The organism is Enterobacter sp. ECC-249, from assembly GCF_043965265.1.
GTDB lineage: Bacteria > Pseudomonadota > Gammaproteobacteria > Enterobacterales > Enterobacteriaceae > Enterobacter > Enterobacter quasiroggenkampii.
Map to the genome: position 1 here is coordinate 1,646,039 of NZ_CP143660.1, position 20,773 is coordinate 1,666,811.

Consider the following 20,773-nt stretch of genomic DNA (forward strand, 5'->3'; position numbering starts at 1 on the left):
CTCGTCTTGTTGTTCGTGGTTACGCTTGCTAACACATAGATAATGCGTATAGTTCTCATTTGCATTGCTGTCAATACATTCTAAGGCCCGACAAAGGGTCATTTTTGCGCGCACTTTCAAATGGGTTAACGATGAACAACACCAACATACACAAGACGCTGCTGGCGCTCGCCGTTGGCGCGGTGACACATTCCGCCTTCGCGGCGGACGATCAAAAAGAGGACACACTCGTTGTCCAGGCTGCACCAGCAAGCGATTTCAAACCCGGTGGTGACCAGCTGATTCCGGCCTTCCTTGACGGACAGGTGGCGAACGGCGGGCGCATGGGGATGCTGGGCCAGCAGAACGCCATGGACGTGCCGTTCAACATCATCAGCTACACCTCGAAGCTGGTGGAAGATCAGCAGGCGAAAACCATTGCCGATGTCGTCGCGAACGACGCGGGCGTGCAGTTCGTTCAGGGGTTCGGCAATAGCGCGGAAACCTACCGTATCCGTGGTCTGAAGTTCGACGGTGACGACATGACCTTTGGCGGTCTGTCCGGCGTGCTGCCGCGGCAGGTGGTGGATACGCAGATGGTTGAGCGCATTGAGATCTTCAAAGGGGCAAACGCCCTGATGAACGGCGCGGCGAGCTCCGGCGTGGGCGGGATGATCAACCTTGAGCCAAAACACGCGGGCGAACTTCCGCAGGCGAAAGTGGGCGTCGACTACACCTCAGATTCTCAGATTGGCACCACGCTGGATGCGGGCCGTCGCTACGGCGACAACGACCAGTTTGGCGCGCGGGTGAACCTGGTCCATCGCGAAGGGGAAACCGGCATACCGAACGATCGCCGCCGCACCACGCTGCTCTCTACCGGCCTGGATTACAGCGGTGACCGCTTCCGCACCTCGCTGGATCTCGGCTATCAGAAGAAAACCTTCCACGGCAGCCCGACCAGCGTCAATATTTCCGCGGTGGATTTCGTGCCCGAGCCGCCGAAAAACGATCGCAACTTCTCGCAGAAGTGGGCCTACAGCAACATCGAAAACGAGTTCGGGATGTGGCGCAGCGAGTACGACATCACCGACGGCTGGACCGCCTATACCGGCCTGGGCGCGCAGCATGCGCATGAGGAAGGGATCTACAGCGCGCCGAAGCTGGTCGATAAAAGCGGCAAGGCAACGGTTAGCCGTCTGGATACCAACCGCATCAGCGACGCCGTCAGCGGCATGGCGGGCATTCGCGGTAACTTTGATACCGGTTTTATCTCGCACAAGGTCAACGTTGGCTATTCGGCGATGACCAAAAACGAAAAGATCGCGTGGAAAATGTCGGCGACGAAGGATAACCCGACGACCAACATCTATCACAACACCGGGGTCGATATGCCGGACAGCACCAACCTCAACGGATCTGGCGGAAAGTACAGCGACCCGCTGACCAGCGGACGCACCCGTACCCAGGGCTGGCTGTTGAGCGATACCCTGGGCGTGCTGGACGACAAACTGCTGTTCACCGCGGGCGCGCGCCACCAGAAAGTGGTCATTCGCGGGTATAACAAAATTACCGGTGCGGAAAACGCGGCAGACGGCTTCGACGGCAGCCGCTGGATGCCAACCTATGGCGTGGTCTACAAGCCGTGGGAGGAAATCTCCCTCTATGCTAACCATACCGAAGCGCTGCAGCCGGGCAAAACCGCGCCTAATACCGCCACCAACTACGGCCAGAGCACCGGTATCGTTCACTCTAAGCAGAACGAAGTGGGCGTGAAGGCGGACTTTGGCCGCGTGGGCGGATCGCTTGCGCTGTTTGAAATCAAGATGCCGTCGGCGATCCTTGACGACAGCGGCCACTACGGCCTGGACGCCGAGCAGCGTAACCGCGGCGTGGAGCTGAACGTCTTCGGCGAACCCATGCTGGGGATGCGTCTGAACGCCAGCGCCACATGGCTGCAGGCCGAGCTGACCAAAACCAAAAATGGTGTGAATCAGGGTAACGATGCGATCGGTATTCCGAACTTTTACGCCGTGCTGGGCGCAGAGTACGACATCAAGCCGATTGATGGCCTGACCGCCACCGCCCGCGTGAACCACTCCGGCGCGCAGTACGCTGATCTGGCAAACACCAAAAAGCTGGATAGCTACACCACGCTGGATCTGGGGATGCGCTATCGCTTCGCGGTGAACCACAATGCAAACCAGATGACCGTGCGCGCAGGCATCGACAACGTGACCAATGAAAACTACTGGGCCAGCGTGGACGATTCCGGTACCTATATTACGCAGGGCGAGCCGCGCACCTTTAAGGTCTCGGTTGGCTACGCGTTTTAAGCGTTCCATCTCGTTATCCGGGGCAGGGATGCCCCAATCCCTTGCTACCTCCAGCATGAAGTGTTAAAACGTGCCCCTTCTAAAAAAGAGACAGGGGTAGGACGTGAAAGACGCGTCATCCGCTTCAGGCCATGGTAGCGCTGAAGCCTCGTCGGATCAGAATCCGACGCTGCAACGTGGTTTGCAAAATCGACATATTCAGTTAATTGCCCTTGGCGGTGCCATCGGTACCGGGCTGTTTCTCGGCATCGGCCCCGCTATTCAGATGGCTGGCCCGGCGGTGCTGCTGGGTTACGGTATCGCCGGGATTATTGCCTTCCTGATCATGCGCCAGCTTGGCGAGATGGTCGTTGAAGAGCCGGTTTCAGGCTCCTTCGCGCACTTTGCCTATAAATACTGGGGCCCGTTTGCAGGCTTCCTGTCCGGCTGGAACTACTGGGTCATGTTCGTGCTGGTGGGGATGGCGGAGCTGACCGCCGCAGGCATTTACATGCAGTACTGGCTGCCGGATGTCCCGACGTGGATCTGGGCGGCGGCCTTCTTCATCATTATTAACGCCGTTAACCTCGTCAACGTGCGCCTGTATGGCGAAACCGAGTTCTGGTTTGCGCTGATCAAGGTGCTGGCGATTATCGGTATGATCGGCTTTGGCCTGTGGCTGCTGTTCTCCGGCCACGGTGGCGAGCGGGCCACTATCGACAACCTGTGGCAGCACGGCGGCTTCCTCGCGACCGGCTGGAAAGGGCTGATTCTCTCCCTGGCGGTGATCATGTTCTCCTTCGGTGGATTAGAGCTGATTGGTATTACCGCTGCCGAAGCGCGCGACCCGCATAAAAGCATTCCAAAAGCGGTCAACCAGGTGGTGTACCGGATTCTGCTGTTCTACATCGGCTCGCTGGTGGTCTTGCTGGCGCTCTATCCGTGGGTGGAAGTGAAATCCGACAGCAGCCCGTTCGTGATGATTTTCCACGATCTGAACAGCAACGTGGTCGCCTCCGCGCTGAACTTCGTCATTCTGGTTGCATCGCTGTCGGTCTATAACAGCGGCGTCTACTCCAACAGCCGCATGCTGTTTGGCCTCTCCGTACAGGGCAACGCGCCGAAGTTCCTCACCCGCGTCAGCCGTCGCGGCGTGCCGGTGAATTCCTTGTTCCTTTCCGGCGCTATCACCTCGCTGGTGGTGCTGATTAACTATCTGCTGCCGAAAGAGGCCTTTGGCCTGCTGATGGCGCTGGTTGTTGCCACGCTGCTGTTGAACTGGATTATGATCTGCCTGGCGCACCTGCGCTTTCGCGCCGCGATGCGCCGCAAGGGGCGAGAGACGCAGTTCAAAGCGCTTCTGTATCCGGCGGGGAACTACATCTGTATCGCTTTCCTGGGGCTGATTCTGGTGCTGATGTGCACCATGGATGAGATGCGTCTCTCGGCGATGCTGCTGCCGGTGTGGGTTATCTTCCTGTTTGTGACGTTTAAGCTTTCCCGCAAAAAGTAGCGCGGTTTTCTCCCTCTCCCTGTGTGAGAGGGCCGGAGTGAGGGCACCAGACCGCACCTGCCTTTTCGCCCGGTGGCGCTTCGCTTACCGGGCCTACAAAACCAAAGTAGGCCGGGTAAGGCGAAGCCGCCACCCGGCAACCCACCTTACCGATGCTGAGGGGTCAACGAGCGAATATCGTTTCCGGTCGGGGACTGGTGAATACGCAGCCCAAACTCATCCACCACCGCGAAAATATGGTCGAAGATGTCGGCCTGAATCTCCTCATATTCTGCCCAGACCACCGTGTTGGTGAAGGCATATATTTCAATCGGCAAGCCATTCGCGTCAGGCGCGAGCTGACGCACCATCAGCGTCATATCTTTACGAATGCGCGGGTGGTTGCGCAGATATTCATTCAGGTAGGCGCGGAAGGTGCCGATATTGGTCATCTTGCGCAGGTTTAATACCGATTCTCCTTCACCGTTCTGCTGATTCCACAGGCTAATTTCCTCATGACGCGCGGCCAGATAGGGCTTCAGCAGTTTCGCCTGAATAAGCTTCTGCTGTTCCTGCTCGTCGAGAAAATGAATGCTGGTGGTATCAATGTTCAGGCTGCGCTTAATGCGTCGCCCGCCGGAGGCCGACATGCCGCTCCAGTTGATAAAGGCGTCGGAGACCAGCGCCCACGTCGGAATGGTTGTAATCGTATTATCGAAATTGCGTACTTTCACAGTGGTCAGGCCGATGTCCGTCACCGTGCCGTTGGCACCGTATTTCGGCATCTCCAGCCAGTCGCCGAGCTTGAGCATATCGTTGGCGGAAAGCTGAATCCCAGCCACCAGTCCGAGTATCGGGTCTTTAAACACCAGCATCAGGACGGCGGCCATGGCACCCAGACCGCTTATCAGAATCGCCGGGGACTGGCCAATCAGCAGGGAGATAATCAGTATTCCCACCAGGATGGCGCTCACCAGCTTGATGCCCTGGAAAATCCCTTTCAGCGGCAGCTGTGATGCGGTGGCCATTTTCTGCGACAGATTGAAAATCACGTCCAGCAGCGAGAAGAAAGAGAGCAGGGCATACACCATCACCCACAGCTTCGCGCAGGTGGTGAGTATTTCCGCTGCTTCGCTGCCCTTTTGCAGCCACAGTACCGCCTGGACGTTGACAATTATCCCCTGCAGGGTAAAGGCCAGACGGTGAAATAATTTATTCTGGGTGATGATCTGCAGCCATAAATGGCTGCTGGCCTGCGCGCGTTTTTCGAAAGCGCGAAGCACGCCTTTGTGCAGAATAAAATGAACGATGATGGCGGTAAGAAAAATAATACCAAAGATAATCACTAAAGAGGTGGTGTGATTAATTTCAATGCCTAACTCTTCAACCTGAGCAATCAATTCCTGCATAACATCTCCTGTATTTTTGCAGCCCCATAATGGCGGCTGCGGATCTATTATGCAAATTCACGGTCTTATTTGGTGGCCTGGCAGACCTTCACCACCGGCAGGCACAGGCTATGGCGGATGCGCAGCGTCGCCAGGGCAAGCACCACCATCATCGCCGTTTCCACCATCAGGAAGACGTTAACCGCCAGGGTGTAATCCCCGTGATGGTTCTGCAGCGCGTGCAGCAGAATCGCGCCAAAAATGGCCGGGCCAAGCCCCAGCGCGGCCTGCTGCAGGGTGCTGAGAATGGCGCTCGCGGCCCCGGCGTCGTCAGGCTGAATATCGCGCATCCCGATGCGGTAGAAACTGTTCACGATCAGCGCCTGCCCGTAGCCCACTAGTCCGGTCGCGGGTGCCAGCGTCAGGGCGGTATTCTCCATGCCCCAAACGCGGAACGTGGCGATCAGCGCCAGCAGGCCGGTAATCTGGATCGCCAGACCCGTCAGCAGAATAGTGCTGGTGCTGTAGCGGGCAATCAGCCGCGGCGCGAACCACGCCGAAATAAAGTAGGTCACGCCCAGGGCGATAAAACTGTTCCCGGACTGCCAGGGGGCCATCCCCAGACCGGTTTGCATGGTCAGGGCCATGCAGAACATAAAACCGGACCAGACGCTGAAAAAGAGCATCGCAATCAGTATGCCAAAGCGTACGCTGCGAAGCGCAAGCAGGCGCGGCGGGATCAGCGGGTGGGCATTCTCACGCTCTTTTTTGCGCGCATTCAGCGCCATCAGCCAGGCCAGCGGGACAAGGGCGAGAAGCATAACCTTCAGCGGCCAGGACCAGTGCCACTGCGGGCCGAGCGCCATCGGGAACAGCAGGCAGCAAAGCATGATGGCCAGCAGCACGGTACCCGGCCAGTCGATGCGTGACGGCGTCTCGCGACGGGTTTCCGGTACGAAGCGGCGGCTCAGCGCCAGCACCACCAGACAAATCGGCACGTTGATAAAAAAGGCGTTACGCCAGCCCAGTCCGGCGATATCCGCCGATACCAGCCAGCCGCCGCCCATCTGCCCGACGATAAACGCAATCCCGCCGATGCCGCCGAACAGGCTGATGGCTTTTGCATGCGCCGTACCTTTGAGCGTCACGTGCAGCGTGGCAAGAATTTGCGGCATGATCAGTGCGGCACCCGCGCCCTGAACGATGCGCGCGGCGAGCAGCTGTTCAATGTTCCCCGCCATTCCACACAGCAGCGAGGCCAGGCCAAAGCTCGCCACGCCCCACATGAACAGACGGCGACGGCCAAAGTTATCCCCCAGCTTGCTGCCGAGCGCGAGGCAGACGGCAAAGGCCACGCCGTAGAGCGCGACGATCAGCTCCAGTTCGGTGGCGGTAGCGTGCAGTGAATGGGTAATGGCGTCCAGCGCCACGTTGGTGATTGAGGTATCAATCATCGGCAGCATCTGGCCGGTTAACAGCAATATCAGGCCAGCGCGACCCGGTGAAACAACTGACGTATTCATGGTAACTCCATTGCGTCATTCAACAGATGGTCGTAGCATCTACCATCAGATAAACGGGTACCAGTTCTTGCTTATACTGGTACTGGCACTACCATGCAGGGGGATCTATGGCGCTTATGTCTGAACCCGTCGTCTCACTTCAGGATGACACCCGAAAACAGCTCGGGGCATTTTTACGCGCCCGACGTGAAAGCCTCGATCCGCAGCGTCTCGGCTTGCCGCGCAGCGGTCGTCGCCGCACGCCGGGTCTACGCCGGGAAGAGGTGGCGATGCTCGCAGACGTGGGCGTGACCTGGTACACCTGGCTTGAGCAGGGCAGGGACGTCAATCCGTCCAGCGCGGTGATGGCGGCCGTGGCAAAAGCGCTGCAATGCACCCCAACTGAAGCCCGGCACCTGTTTGTGTTAGCGGGTTTGCCGCCGGGTGAAGCGCCGCAGGCGGTTTGCTGCGAAGGCATCAGCGAAGGCACCCGACGCCTGCTGGATACGCTGATGCCGAAACCCGCCAGCATTCAGAAACCCAATTTCGATATCGTGGCGTGGAACGACAGCTTCGGGCATCTGATGGGCGTCGATTTCAATGACATCCCTCCCGAAGATCGCAACTGTATTTACCTGTTCCTCACCCATCCGGCGTGGCGCGCGCGCCTCGGCAGACGCGACGACGTACTGCCCATCTTTGTCTCCTATTTCCGGGCGGCGATGGCCGAACACCGGGGTGACCCGCAGTGGGAGGCCAAACTGGCGCGCTTCTTTGCGGTGTCCGAAGAGTTTAAAAACCTGTGGCACCAGCGTAACGACGTGCGCGGCGTGGAGAACCAGCTCAAGCTGTTTACCCATCCCGAGCTGGGGGATTTTACGCTGCAGCAGATGTACTGGTACTCCGCGCCGCGAAACGGGTCGCGTCTGCTGGTGTATCTGCCGGTGGATGAGGCCGGGGAGCGGGCGATGGAGTGGCTGGCTGCGCAGGGAAAGTAAGTTTTTTGCGAGACGGTTTCAGGGAATAAGCGCCGAATCTGCTAAGTGGAGGAGACCGGTGTAATGTTGGGTTTAACTTAAACCCATCGACTGAATCGACATCATTTCGACAAGGTGTTAAGTCGTCTATACTCTCGCCATGAGCAACCACCATGTCGCCACTGATGATTGATTCCGCAGATTTCAGCCAAAAATTAGGCCTTATCTCCCGAAACGTCGAACATACCGAAGCGTTTCTTGCGCGGGGTACGGTGGATTTTCATCTGCCCGGATTTATGCTGCCGGTGGGATATCGCCTGTTAAAATCGCGATACGGCGATGAATACCGTCTCGTGACCACCGAGGACGGAAAACCCTATACGGCGTATGCGGTAAAGTTGACGTTTCATAAAGAAATTACCTTTCCACACGGGGCTGCAACACAGGTGATGGTCTGGCGCACGCCACGCGCTGTCCATCAGCGGGTAATCAGTGGATTACCCCAATCCTTCTTCCAATGGGTGTTGAGCGAATACGACATTGTGGTTTCTGACAGCGAACAAACCGGCGATGGACAGCGGTTTTGGTTACGCATGATCGACTGGGCGTTCAGTATGAATTATCGGATAAGCGTGGCTGACGGTACGGTAGGGGAAGAGTGGCACTTAACACCGGTGAGTTCATATGCCGAACTGGAAGAACGCTGGATTGCGTTTGCCTGGGGACACGATCGTGATGTGCACCCACATCGCAGGTTAGTCATCAGTAAAGCGTAACGGGCCGCACAGAGCGGCCCGTTTTGTTTAGCACTCGGTCACAATCGTGCTCAGCGGCAGGCGGGATTTCGGCAGCGTGGCGTTGAAATCTTCCACGCTGTGATGTCCAACCGGCACCACTACCAGGCTGGTGAAGCCCTTCTCTTTCAGGCCAAACTCTTCGTCGAGGATCGCGGCGTCGAAACCTTCGATCGGTACCGCGTCCAGGCCCATTGCGCCCACGCCCAGCAGGAAATTGCCGACGTTCAGGTAAACCTGCTTCGCCATCCACTGGTCGTCATCTTTCAGATCCACGCGGTGCATGTCGGCGAAATAGGTGCGGCCCTTGTGGTTCGCGGCTTTGGCTTCCGGGGTGTTGAAGCGACCGTCGGCTTCTTCCTGATCGACAACGCGTTCCAGCCAGGCATCGTCCATCGCGGTTTTCGCGCAGAACACCACCACGTGAGAGGCATCCAGGATTTTGCGTTCGTTGAACACATAGGTGCCTGCCGCGGATTTCGCCACGCGCGCTTTTCCTTCCTCGGTGCTGGCCACAATGAAGTGCCACGGCTGGGAGTTGGTGCTGGACGGGCTGTACTGCAGCAGGGTTTTGATTTTTTCCGCTTCTTCAGCGGTCAGTTTTTTGCTTGCGTCGAACGCCTTGGTGGAGTGGCGTTTCAGCGCAACAGAAATGATATCCATAACAACTCCTGATGATGAAATTCGCCCGCGTGCGGGCGCGAAAGGTAAGCAGATTACAGCGGTACGCGGAAAAAGATAAGGGCAATTCGAGCGTTTAATCTGTTCGTCTCAGACGAACAATCAGACCGGCCGGATCCACTTCTGGTCTTTTTTTGGCAGCTTATCCACCACCAGATGCCAGGAATCATTGATGAGATCGGTAACCAGTTCCGGCGTCACGTCGTCAGTGCCGTAAAGGGAAATCCAGTGCTTTTTACTCAGATGGTAGCCGGGTTCTATCCCGCGGTAGATCTGCTGGTTTAACAGAGATTTCTCCGGGTCTGACTTCAGGCTGACGTGCGGCCGCCCGTGCGCGACGGCCATAATCATGAAAATTTTTCCACCCACTTTGAACACGTCAAACTCCGGCCCGAACGGCCAGCAGTGTTCGGTGAACGGCAGTTCCAGCGCCACGCGTTTTGCGTGTTCCTGCAACGTTTTACTGTCCATCGCTCTCTTCCTGGGCAAGCCCGCGCCACATCACCTCAAAGCCGAGCGCTTTAAAATCAACGGCGCGGGACGGATCGCGGGTGGCAAATTCCATCGTACTTTCGGCAAGCGATAAGAAAAGCGCATCGCCAAACGTTTTAAACTCATCAGACATAAACACCTGACGCACCGAGCGCCGGCAGAGTTCATGCAGCTCCGGAAACATCTCTTTCACCGCCTGTTCCGTTTCGGTGCTCAGCTTTTCACTGACGCCAATCTGGCGGATCGCCGCATGAGCAACCGGGTTACGAATACCCCAGTCCACATAGCTGTTCCAGATATTGCGGGTATGTTCTTTAGGCAGCGTGATGGTGCGATCGAGGTTCGCCAGCATGGTCTGGCAGAGATCCTGCTTCAGATGAAGATAGAGGGCATTCAGCAGATCGTCTTTCGTAGCAAAGTAGCGGAACAGGGTGCCTTCGGCGACGCCCGCCTTACGGGCAATGAGCGCCGTTGAGGCGGCAATACCTGACTGTGCAAACGCCGCCGTTGCGGCTTCCAGTAAGGCCTGTTTTTTATCTTCACTCTTCGGACGTGCCACTAAATTTTTCCTCCTGTCAATTATAAAAACCCTGATTGAAACACGTGCTTTGACACGCTGCAACGCGGAATGTCAAAGATCGAAAACGTCTTGACGACTTTATCATCATATCTATAATGAGTGCTTACTCACTCATAATCAAGTTTACCCTGCGCACGCTATCGGATGGGGCGCGTTTTCGGGTCAGGATATGAAAAAACCTCTCTTCATCTGCGTGGTGTTAATCATGATTATTGCTTCAGCCGCGAGTTTACCGTTTGTTCTGAATGCCGGATTCGGCCAGCCGCCGCAGGGTGAACGACTCACTGAAGTGGAGGCCTCCCCACAGTATCGCGAGGGGAAATTCCACAATACGCTGCCGACGCCGGGTTATAACGGCGATAAAAATATGCTGGTCGCAATGTGGGAGTTTCTGACCAAAAAAACCGAAAACGCCCGCCCGGCCCAGCCGCTGCCGCTGGTGAAAACCGATCTTGCGAGCCTGCCGCTGGAGCAGGACACCCTGGTGTGGCTCGGTCACTCCTCGTGGTATATGCAGCTCGCGGGTAAACGGATCCTGATTGACCCGGTGCTTGGCAACTATGCCGCGCCGTTCTCGTTCCTCAATAAGGCCTTTGCCGGCGAGTATCCGTGGCGCGCGGAACGCATGCCGGAGATCGACCTGCTGATTATCTCGCACGATCACTACGATCATCTGGATTACGCCACTATCAAGGCGCTACTGCCGAAGGTGAAGCGCGTAGTGACGCCGCTGGGCGTGGGGTCCCACCTGCGTTACTGGGGGATGAAGCCCGAGATTATTGACGAGCGTGACTGGAACCAGTCGGTACGCATCAGCGATGAATTGACGGTGCACGTTCTGCCAGCGCGTCACTTCTCCGGTCGCGGCATCAAACGCGATCGCACCCTGTGGGGCAGCTTCATGTTCGTCACGCCAGAGCAGAAGGTTTACTACAGCGGGGATTCCGGTTACGGCCCGCACTTCAGGGCCATCGGTGAACAGTTTGGCGAAGTGGACGTCGCCATCATGGAGAACGGCCAGTACGACCAGGACTGGAAGTACATCCACATGCTGCCGGAGGAAACGGCGCAGGCCTCGGCGGATCTCAACGCGAAAGCCGTGGTGCCCGGGCATAACGGACGCTTCGTGCTGGCGAAACACGCCTGGAACGATCCGCTGATCCAGCTGGCAAAAGCCAGCAAGGATAAAAATTATCGGTTGCTGACGCCGGAACTGGGCGAGCCCGTCCGGGTAAGCGACAGCGCACAAACCTTTCGTGCGTGGTGGGAATAATGTTTAAGCGAGAAGCAGAGGGGGACAGCAGTATGACCATTTCCGCTCAAGTCATCGACACTATCGTCGAATGGATCGACGACAATCTGCACCAGCCATTACGAATAGAGGAGATTGCCCGCCACGCGGGTTACTCGAAATGGCACCTGCAGCGGCTGTTTATGCAGTACAAAGGGGAGAGTCTGGGGCGTTATATTCGTGAACGTAAGCTGCTGCTGGCGGCGCGCGATCTGCGAGAATCCGATGCCAGGGTGTACGACATCTGCCTGCGTTACGGGTTTGACTCGCAGCAGACGTTTACCCGTATCTTCACCCGTACGTTCAACCAGCCGCCGGGAGCGTACCGTAAAGAGAACCATAGCCAGACACATTAACCTGTCGCGCGTAGGCCGGGTAAGGCGTAGCCGCCACCCGGCTTTTTTATGGGCTCAGGACGCGAGTGAAAACCAGCGTCGCCAGACGAAACGCAGCACGAAGAATTCAATCGCCCCGAGCAGTAAAAACCACACGCAGAACAGAATGGTATAGAGCTGGTTAAGATCGACCATGTGAAAGGTCTGAACCAGCTTCTGCGCCAGCACCAGCCCAAGCGAAGGCGCCGGGAGCAGCAGGCACGAAAGCAGGGCCAGTAATAAAATGCCGCCTGCGGTGAGCAGCGATTCTAGCGGGTGTTTCATCGTAATGTTAATCGTCAGTTAAAAATGTCATTGTCCGGCATTCTGTTACGTAAAGCAATATCAGCCCCGCTGGCCTTTTTGAATAAAACAAAGACATTATTACTGCCAATAAATAACAACATACGACCCGGCGTTTATATTATTATCTCGTAATGTAAATAAACGTCCGCATCAGGAAAATAATTTTACAAATGTATAGGTGCTATAACCAATTAACGTGGCAATAACAATGGCCGCGATAACGTATAACACCAGTCTGCGCCCGCGATAAATACCCCACATGGTTCCCCCTCGTTTAGTATTGGTTTAGAAATATTTTGTAAAAATCAGATCATCGAAATAGTTTTAATCAGTTTTGAATAACCGAGAAGTCATTATATTGCGGTAGATCAATTTTACCCGCAAGACTTTAAAATGAATTTATTTAAGCCCGAAAGGAATTCAGGCTTCTGTTCACCGGAAATTGAAGGAAAAAAACGATGACTGAAAAAAAATTGACTCCTAACGTGCCGCCTTCCGGCGGGTTGGCATACCAGCAGACCGTAGAGCAGGTGCTTGCTCACGCGCAGAGCCAGGCCAGCGGTCTGGATCGTGCAGAGGCGCAGGCGCGTCTGCAAAAAAAAGGGCCGAACGCGCTGCCGGAGAAAAAAGGCAAACCCGCCTGGCTGCGTTTCTTAGCCCATTTTAATGATGTACTGATTTATGTCCTGCTGGCCGCTGCCGTATTAACGGCAATAATGGGCCACTGGGTTGATACGCTGGTTATTTTGGGCGTAGCGGTAATCAATGCCTTAATTGGCCATATTCAGGAAAGCAACGCGGAAAAATCCCTGAAGAGTATTCGTAATATGCTCTCCAGCGAGGCGCGCGTTATTCGTAACGGCAACCACGAAACTATACCCACAACTGAAATAGTCCCGGGCGATATTATTGTATTGCGCGCGGGGGACCGTATTCCGGCGGACATGCGTTTAATTGAAGCGCATAATTTACGCGTGGAAGAGGCGATTCTGACCGGTGAATCCACCGTGGTGGATAAACACGTTAATCCGCTGAGCGGCGAATTACCGCTGGGCGATCGCACCAATATGCTCTTCTCCGGGACGACCGTCAGCGCGGGCGGCGGCGTCGGCGTGGTCACCGCGACCGGTCAGGATACTGAACTCGGCCACATCAACCAGATGATGGCGGGTATCGAGAAGCACCGTACGCCGCTGCTGGTGCAGATGGACAAGCTGGGTAAAGCGATCTTCGCCATTATCCTGGCAATGATGGCCGCGCTGTTTGTCTTCAGCCTGGTGTTCCGCGAGATCCCGATGGGCGAGCTGCTGCTCTCCCTGATTAGCCTGGCGGTGGCCTCCGTACCGGAAGGTCTGCCGGCAATTATCTCCATCATCCTCTCCCTTGGCGTGCAGGCGATGGCGCGCAAGCGGGCGATTATCCGCAAGCTGCCGACGGTTGAAACGCTCGGCGCGATGACCGTGGTCTGCTCGGATAAAACCGGCACCCTGACCATGAATGAGATGACGGCTAAAGCCATCATCACCGCCGACGCCTGCTACCGCGTGGACGGCAACAGCTACGAGCCGGTAGGCAACATCTATCTGGAAGGCAGCGACGAGCCGGTGCAGATCCAGCCGGGCACCGTGCTGGAGCAGTACCTGCGCACCATCGACCTGTGTAACGACAGTCAGCTGATTCAGGACGAGCGCGGCCTGTGGGGCATTACCGGTGGGCCGACCGAGGGCGCGCTGAAGGTGCTGGCGGCGAAGGCCAGCCTTGAGCCGGTGATGACCACGCTGGTAAATAAGATCCCGTTCGACTCGCAGTACAAGTACATGAGCACCCACTACCAGATTGGCGGTGAGGAGCAGATTTTGATCACCGGCGCGCCGGACGTCATTTTCGCCCTGTGCGCGCAGCAGCAGACCCGCAACGGTGCGGAAGCCTTCAACCGCGCGTACTGGGAAACCGAAATGGAGCGCTATGCGCGTCAGGGGCTGCGCATGGTTGCCGCGGCATTCAAGCCGGCGAACGGCGAGCAAGAGCTGACGCACGACGACCTGAGCCACGGCCTGATCTTCCTCGGCATCGCCGGGATGATGGATCCGCCGCGCCCGGAAGCCATTGACGCGATTAACGCCTGCCAGCAGGCGGGGATCCGCGTGAAGATGATCACCGGCGATCACCCGCAGACGGCGATGAGTATCGGCCAGATGCTGGGGATCACCAACAGCGAGCAGGCGGTCACCGGCTACGAGCTGGAGAAGATGGACGACGCCGCACTGGCGGACGCGGCGGTGAAGTATGACATCTTCGCCCGTACCAGCCCGGAGCATAAGCTGCGCCTGGTGAAAGCGCTGCAGGACAAAGGCGAAATCGTCGGCATGACCGGCGACGGCGTGAACGATGCCCCGGCGCTGCGTCAGGCGGACGTGGGCATTGCGATGGGCATTAAGGGTACGGAAGTGACCAAAGAGGCGGCGGATATGGTCCTGACGGACGATAACTTCGCCACCATCGCCAGCGCGGTGAAAGAGGGGCGTCGCGTTTACGACAACCTGAAGAAGACCATCCTGTTCATCATGCCGACTAACCTGGCGCAGGGTCTGCTGATTGTGATTGCGCTGCTGGCGGGGAACATCATTCCGCTGACGCCGGTGCTGATTCTGTGGATGAACATGGCGACCTCGGCCACGCTCTCCTTCGGCCTGGCCTTTGAGGCCGCCGAGCGCAACATCATGCGCCGTCCGCCGCGTCAGACCGGGCAGCACGTGATGGACGCCTACGCCGTCTGGCGCGTGGCCTTCGTCGGCACCATGATTGCCATCGCCGCCTTTGCGCTGGAAGCCTGGCTGGCCCCGCGCGGCCACAGCGCGGAGTTCATCCGCACCGTGCTGCTGCAGATGCTGGTCTGCGCCCAGTGGGTGTACATGATTAACTGCCGCAACACCGAAGGGTTCTCCCTGAACCGTGGATTGCTGGCGAACAAAGGGATCTGGCTGGTGACGGGCGTGCTGTTCCTGCTCCAGGCGGCGATTATCTACCTGCCGTTTATGCAGATGCTGTTTGGCACCGAAGCCCTGCCGCTGCGCTACTGGTTTGTGACCCTGGCCGTTGCAGGCGTGATGTTCTTCGTCGTCGAAATTGAGAAGCGACTGACCCGCAGGTTCCGTAAGGCTGCATAACTAAACCTTAAAACCTTACCCCTCACCCTAATCCTCTCCCCATAGGGGAGAGGGGACAGTCTGGTACTCTCCCTTGGGCTCGGTTTTCTCCCTCGCCCCTTTAGGGAGAGGGCCGGGGTGAGGGGAACATATCTGAGGTACTGCCATGAAATTCCCACTCCTGTTCGCGCTCCTCGCCTGCATCCTGCAACCCGCATTCGCCGCCATTCCCGTTCGCGTCGCCACCGTGGAGCAAACCGCCCACGCCGCCGAGCGCCAGATCCCGGGCCGCATCGAAGCCATTCACACCGTTGAGCTACGCGCACGCACGGAGGGTACGATCGCCAAAATCCACTTCCGTGACGGGCAGTACGTGAAAAAAGGCGACGTGCTGTTTGAGCTGGACGACGCCGAGCCGCGCGCCGCACTGCGCCTGGCGCAGGCCGAAGTGAAAAGCGCCGAAGCTACGCTGCGCCAGGCGCAGCAGCAGCTTTCTCGCTTTGAAAGTCTCGGCAGCAGCAACGCCATCAGCCGTCACGACGTGGACAACGCCCGCATGCAGCGAGACGTCGCCAGTGCCGCGCTGGAGCAGGCGAAAGCCCGGCTTGAAGCCCGCAACGTCACCCTGAGCTACACCCGCATCACCTCGCCGATTGACGGCCGCGTGGGGCACAGCAGCTTCCACGTGGGTAGCCTGGTCAACCCGGCGAGCGGCGTTTTGGTGGAGGTGGTGCAGCTTGACCCGATCCGCATCGCCTTTTCGCTGGAAGAGGGGGCATTTGCCGCCAAAGCCGGACAGCATGCGGATATCAGCGCCATGAAGCGTGCCTGGCAGGCGCTGATCGACAGCAACGGCCAGCGCGTCAGCGGCGAGCTGACGTCAGTGGATAACCGCATTGACCCGCGTACCGCCAGCGTGATGCTGCGCGCCGAGTTTGCCAATCCGCGTCATCAGCTGCTGCCCGGCGGCAATGTGAACGTGTTTTTGCGTCCGGCAAGCGAGCAGCCGGTGCTGACCTTGCCCGCCGCTGCCGTACAGCAGAATGGCGACGGATTCTTTGCCTGGGTGATTAACGCCGACGGCAAAGCCGAAATGCGTTCGCTGACGGTCGCCGGACAAATCGGCCAGCAGTTCCAGATTACCTCCGGCGTTAAGGCCGGTGAGCGAGCGATTACTGACGGCGCGCAGCGCGTGCAGCCGGGCGCTGCCGTCCAGATACTGAATTAAGGAGCCATCATGCTGACGTTTTTCATCAAACGCCCGCGCTTCGCGATGGTGATTGCGCTGGTCATCACCCTGCTGGGGGCCATTGCGCTGAGGATTATCCCGGTGGAGCAGTACCCGCAGATCACGCCGCCGGTGGTGAACGTCTCTGCCAGCTGGCCGGGCGCCAGCTCGGCTGACGTGGCGGAGGCTATCGCCACGCCGCTGGAGACGCAGCTGAACGGCGTGGATCATATGCTCTACATGGAGTCCACCAGTTCGGACGAAGGCACTTACAGCCTGAACATTACCTTTGCGGCGGGCACCGATCCGGATCTCGCCGCCATCGACGTGCAAAACCGCGTGGCGCAGGCCGTGGCGCAGCTCCCAGCCGAGGCGCAGCAAAACGGCGTGCAGGTGCGCAAGCGTGCCACCAACCTGATGATGGGGGTAAGTCTTTACTCACCGAACAACACCCACACGCCGCTGTTCGTCAGCAACTACGCCAGCACCCAGGTGCGCGAGGCGCTGTCCCGTCTGCCCGGCGTCGGGCAGGTGCAGATGTTCGGCGCACGCGACTACAGCATGCGCATCTGGCTGCGCCCGGACCGCATGAACGCCCTGAACGTCACCACCGATGACGTGGCGCAGGCGCTGCGCGAGCAGAACGTGCAGGGCGCGGCGGGTCAGGTGGGCACGCCGCCGGTGTTTAACGGCCAGCAGCAGACGCTGACCATCAACGGGCTGGGGCGCTTAAGCCAGGCTGAAGACTTTGCCGACATCATTATCCGCGCGGGCGAGATGGGCCAGCTGGTGCGCCTGAAGGACATCGCCACCATCGAGCTCGGCTCGCGCAGCTACAGCTCCGGCGCGCAGCTGAACGGCCACGACTCCGCCTACCTCGGCATTTATCCGACGCCGTCCGCCAACGCCCTGCGCGTGGCCGATGCGGTACGCGCGGAGCTGGAGCGTCTCTCTACGCGCTTCCCGGACGACCTGGTCTACGAGGTGAAATTCGACACCACCTCTTTTGTTGCCGCGACCATTAAAGAGATCGGCGTCTCGCTGGCGCTGACGATGCTGGCGGTAGTGGTGGTCGTTTCCCTGTTCCTGCAGAGCTGGCGCGCGACGCTGATTGTCGCCCTCGCTATCCCGGTGTCGCTGGTGGGCACCTTTGCGGTGCTCTACACGCTGGGCTACTCCGCCAATACCCTCAGCCTGTTTGCCATTATTCTGGCGCTGACCATGGTGGTGGATGATGCCATCGTGGTGGTGGAGAGCGTTGAAACGCTGATGGCGGAAGGGCAGAGCCGCACGGCGGCGACCGCGCTGGCGCTGCGCCAGATTGCCGGGCCGGTCATCGCGACCACGCTGGTGCTGCTGGCGGTGTTTGTGCCGGTGGCGCTGCTGCCGGGGATTGTCGGCGAGCTTTACCGCCAGTTCGCGGTGACGCTCTCCACCGCCGTGACGCTGTCAAGCCTCGTGGCGCTAACCCTGACGCCCGCCCTGTGCGCGATGCTGCTGCGTCCGCCCCCGGAGAAACCGGCGGCAGTCTATCGCGCCTTTAACCGCGGGCTGGACGCCACGCGCGGTTTCTACACCCGCATCGTGAATGTCTTAAACCTGCGTCCGTGGCTGGCGCTGCTGGCCACCGCAGGCGCGGCGGCAGTCGTGCTGTTCAGCTTTACGTCGATGCCAAAAGGCTTCCTGCCGCAGGAGGACCAGGGCTACTTCTTCGCCAGCGTTCAGCTGCCGGAAGCGGCTTCGCTGGAGCGCACCGAAGCGGTGATGACCACGGCGCGCGAGTTAATCGCCAAAAACCCGGCGGTTGAAGACGTGATTCAGGTCTCCGGGTTTAACATCCTCAACGGCACCAGCGCCTCCAACGGCGGGTTTATCTCCATCATGCTGAAGGACTGGAGCGACCGCCCGCCGCTGGAGGAGGTGATGGGCACCCTGCAGCGCCAGCTGCTGGCTCTGCCGGAAGCGACCATCATGACCTTCGCGCCGCCGACGCTGCCGGGACTGGGCAACGCCTCCGGCTTCGACCTGCGCATCCAGGCCCAGGCTGGGCAGAGCCCGGCGGAGCTGGAGCGCGTGACGCGTGAGGTGCTGGCGAAAGCCAACCAGCACCCGCAGCTGAGCCGCGTGTTCACCACCTGGAGCAGCAACGTGCCGCAGCTGACGCTGACCGTTGACCGCGAGCGCGCCGCGCGCCTCGACGTGCCGGTGTCGCGCATCTTCAGCAGCCTGCAAACCGCCTTTGGCGGCACCCGCGCCGGGGATTTCAGCATCAACAACCGCGTCTACCACGTGGTGATGCAAAACGAGATGCAGTGGCGCGAGCGCGCCGAGCAGATTAGCGAGCTGTTCGTGCGCAGTAACAGCGGCGAGCGGGTACGCCTGAGCAATCTTGTCACCATCACGCCGACCGTCGGCGCGCCGTTCCTGCAGCAGTACAACCAGTTCCCGTCCGTGTCGGTGAGCGGCTCGGCAGCGGCTGGGGTGAGCAGCAGCACGGCGATGGCGGCGATGGGCGAGATTCTGGCGGAAAGCCTGCCGGCCGGCTACGACTACGCCTGGAGCGGCATGTCGTACCAGGAGCAGCAGACCGGCAATCAGGCGATCTGGATCGTGCTGGCGGCGGTGGTGATGGCGTGGCTGTTCCTTGTCGCCCAGTACGAGAGCTGGACGCTCCCGGCGAGCGTGATGCTTTCGGTGCTGTTCGCCATCGGCGGGGCGCTGGTCTGGCTGTGGATGGCCGGATACGCCAACGACGTGTACGTGCAGATTGGTCTGGTGCTACTGATAGCCCTCGCCGCCAAGAACGCGATCCTGATCGTGGAGTTTGCCCGCGCGCGGCGCATGGACGGAATGGCGATTGTCGATGCCGCGCGGGAAGGGGCCTCGCGCCGCTTCCGCGCGGTGATGATGACCGCCGTGTCGTTCATTATCGGCGTCCTGCCGATGATGCTGGCGACCGGGGCGGGTGCCCAGAGCCGCCGCATCATCGGCACCACGGTGTTTAGCGGCATGCTGGTAGCGACCGTGGTGGGGAGCCTGTTTATCCCGGCGCTGTTCGTGCTGTTCCAGCGCCTGCGCGAGTGGGGCCACGGCCTTACGGACTCGTCGCCCACAGCTCACAGTGCTTCTGCACCAGAGAAATAAGCGAGCCGCCGTCGGCGATAAAGTCCCGCATGCGCTGCGCCTCGCTCTTGCCCTGCTTTAACAGCAGGGCAATTTCATTGATTGCGCTTGTGGCTCCGAGCTTATCGGCCGACGGCGCCACCTGCTCCAGCAGCCAGGCAATGTCTTCCGCCACGGTTCGTTGCTCGCCGGTGTGCACGTCCGTCAGGATCCCCTCCAGCCCGTAGCGACACGCCTGAAAACGGTTAAAGCGGTACAGCAGAAAATCCCGTTCCTGATGCTTATACGGTCGCGTGGTCAGCAGCCAGTGCGACGTGGCCTGAATCAGCCCGGCGATGTTAATCGCGTGGCCGAGCGTCAGCGGCGTATCCATTACCCGCACCTCCACGGTGCCAAAATGCGGGCTGGGGCGAATATCCCAGTGCAGATCCTTGATGCTGTCGATCATGCTGGTGGAGCTCAGGCGGCGGAACAGTCCTTCGAACTCCTGCCAGCTGTTAACCCACGGCATCTGCCCGTTATCCGGGAACCCGGAGAAGATATTGAGCCGCGACGAGGAGAACTTTGTGTCGGTGCCCTGCATGTACGGCGAGGCGGCCGCCAGGGCAATAAAGTGCGGCACGAATCGCGACAGGCCGTGCAGGAGGTAAATGGCGTCATCCCCGGTCCGGCAGCCGACGTGAACGTGCTGACCGAACACCGTCGCCTGCAAAATCAGATAGCCAAAGCGCTCCAGCGTGACGTTATAGCGCTCGTCGTCGCACACCTCCTGACGCTGCCATTTCTGAAACGGATGCGTCCCGCCGCCGCAGATCTGAATGTGCTGCTCCGCCGCGGCGCGCAGGATGCTCTGCTGCATCACCGAGAACTGCGCCGCCGCCTGGTCGATGGTCTGACACACGCCGGTGGCGATTTCGAGCATGCTTTCGGTGATGTCGTGTTTGACTTCACCGCCTTTGATGTCGTCTTTGACGGCGGCGATAAGCGCGGAGGAGTCCTGGCTAAGATCGTACCCCGGCGGGTTAACCACCTGCAGTTCGAGCTCGATGCCAAGGGTGAACGGTTCAGAGGATTTGAAATCGGGTAAAGGCATGGCGCACTCCGT

16 protein-coding genes are annotated in these 20,773 nt (G+C 58.9%); 9 read left to right on the forward strand and 7 right to left on the reverse strand.

Features of this window, described 5'->3' with window-relative positions; translation table 11 throughout:
* Window positions 1–131: 131 nt before the first annotated feature.
* Together V1587_RS07870 and pheP are read left to right on the forward strand one after the other, a co-directional pair.
* Complete coding sequence (locus V1587_RS07870) at window positions 132–2,315, forward strand: TonB-dependent receptor (protein WP_371898809.1); 2,184 nt, start codon at window positions 132–134, stop codon at window positions 2,313–2,315.
* Between the two features lie 103 nt (window positions 2,316–2,418).
* Entirely contained in the window at window positions 2,419–3,807 is a 1,389-nt protein-coding gene (gene pheP / locus V1587_RS07875) for a phenylalanine transporter (RefSeq protein ID WP_371898810.1), read from the forward strand.
* Between the two features lie 146 nt (window positions 3,808–3,953).
* Here pheP and V1587_RS07880 read toward each other — a convergent pair whose 3' ends face one another.
* Entirely contained in the window at window positions 3,954–5,195 is a 1,242-nt protein-coding gene (locus tag V1587_RS07880; RefSeq protein WP_371898811.1) for a mechanosensitive ion channel family protein, read from the reverse strand.
* 65 nt (window positions 5,196–5,260) lie between these two features.
* Window positions 5,261–6,697, reverse strand: coding sequence for an MFS transporter (locus V1587_RS07885; protein WP_371898812.1), 1,437 nt, complete (start codon window positions 6,695–6,697; stop codon window positions 5,261–5,263).
* Window positions 6,698–6,804: 107 nt separating this feature from the next.
* Between V1587_RS07885 and V1587_RS07890 the strand changes: the two genes are divergently transcribed.
* Both V1587_RS07890 and V1587_RS07895 read left to right on the forward strand, forming a co-directional pair.
* Window positions 6,805–7,674: a helix-turn-helix transcriptional regulator gene (locus V1587_RS07890; protein WP_371898813.1), complete on the forward strand. Its 870-nt coding sequence runs from the start codon at window positions 6,805–6,807 to the stop codon at window positions 7,672–7,674.
* Window positions 7,675–7,826: 152 nt separating this feature from the next.
* Window positions 7,827–8,429, forward strand: coding sequence for a hypothetical protein (locus V1587_RS07895; protein WP_008499384.1), 603 nt, complete (start codon window positions 7,827–7,829; stop codon window positions 8,427–8,429).
* A 27-nt stretch (window positions 8,430–8,456) separates the two neighbouring features.
* On the opposite strand, the gene nfsB is transcribed toward V1587_RS07895, so the two are convergent.
* The 3 genes from nfsB to V1587_RS07910 form a co-directional block, all read right to left on the reverse strand.
* Window positions 8,457–9,110 carry an oxygen-insensitive NAD(P)H nitroreductase gene (nfsB, locus tag V1587_RS07900; RefSeq protein WP_371898814.1) on the reverse strand — a complete coding sequence of 218 codons (654 nt, stop codon included), beginning with the start codon at window positions 9,108–9,110 and terminating at the stop codon, window positions 8,457–8,459.
* Between the two features lie 120 nt (window positions 9,111–9,230).
* The gene (locus V1587_RS07905) at window positions 9,231–9,599 is read right to left on the reverse strand and encodes an MmcQ/YjbR family DNA-binding protein (RefSeq protein WP_371898815.1); all 369 of its coding nucleotides are present in this window, start codon (window positions 9,597–9,599) and stop codon (window positions 9,231–9,233) included.
* Window positions 9,589–10,179 (reverse strand): TetR/AcrR family transcriptional regulator, encoded by a 591-nt coding sequence (locus V1587_RS07910; RefSeq protein WP_371898816.1) that lies wholly within the window; start codon window positions 10,177–10,179, stop codon window positions 9,589–9,591. The genes V1587_RS07905 and V1587_RS07910 overlap by 11 nt, the downstream gene beginning before the upstream one ends.
* 190 nt (window positions 10,180–10,369) lie before the next feature.
* Here V1587_RS07910 and V1587_RS07915 point away from each other — a divergent pair, with 190 nt between their 5' ends.
* On the forward strand, window positions 10,370–11,473 hold the full coding sequence (locus V1587_RS07915) for an MBL fold metallo-hydrolase (RefSeq protein WP_371898817.1): 1,104 nt from the start codon (window positions 10,370–10,372) through the stop codon (window positions 11,471–11,473).
* A 32-nt stretch (window positions 11,474–11,505) separates the two neighbouring features.
* Complete coding sequence (locus tag V1587_RS07920) at window positions 11,506–11,847, forward strand: RamA family antibiotic efflux transcriptional regulator (protein ID WP_010428317.1); 342 nt, start codon at window positions 11,506–11,508, stop codon at window positions 11,845–11,847.
* Window positions 11,848–11,901: 54 nt separating this feature from the next.
* On the opposite strand, the gene V1587_RS07925 is transcribed toward V1587_RS07920, so the two are convergent.
* A complete protein-coding gene (locus V1587_RS07925; protein WP_013097677.1) occupies window positions 11,902–12,150 on the reverse strand; it encodes a DUF1158 domain-containing protein in 249 nt (82 codons plus the stop codon).
* 479 nt (window positions 12,151–12,629) lie between these two features.
* Here V1587_RS07925 and V1587_RS07930 point away from each other — a divergent pair, with 479 nt between their 5' ends.
* From V1587_RS07930 to V1587_RS07940, 3 genes are all read left to right on the forward strand, one after another.
* Entirely contained in the window at window positions 12,630–15,338 is a 2,709-nt protein-coding gene (locus V1587_RS07930) for a cation-transporting P-type ATPase (protein WP_371898818.1), read from the forward strand.
* 145 nt (window positions 15,339–15,483) lie between these two features.
* Window positions 15,484–16,545 carry an efflux RND transporter periplasmic adaptor subunit gene (locus tag V1587_RS07935; RefSeq protein ID WP_395314550.1) on the forward strand — a complete coding sequence of 354 codons (1,062 nt, stop codon included), beginning with the start codon at window positions 15,484–15,486 and terminating at the stop codon, window positions 16,543–16,545.
* A gap of 9 nt (window positions 16,546–16,554) precedes the next feature.
* Window positions 16,555–19,689 carry an efflux RND transporter permease subunit gene (locus V1587_RS07940; protein ID WP_371898820.1) on the forward strand — a complete coding sequence of 1,045 codons (3,135 nt, stop codon included), beginning with the start codon at window positions 16,555–16,557 and terminating at the stop codon, window positions 19,687–19,689.
* Here the strand turns inward: V1587_RS07940 and V1587_RS07945 are convergent.
* Complete coding sequence (locus V1587_RS07945; RefSeq protein WP_069720322.1) at window positions 19,640–20,761, reverse strand: YbdK family carboxylate-amine ligase; 1,122 nt, start codon at window positions 20,759–20,761, stop codon at window positions 19,640–19,642. The two genes, V1587_RS07940 and V1587_RS07945, sit on opposite strands and share 50 nt — an antisense overlap.
* Window positions 20,762–20,773: the final 12 nt, after the last annotated feature.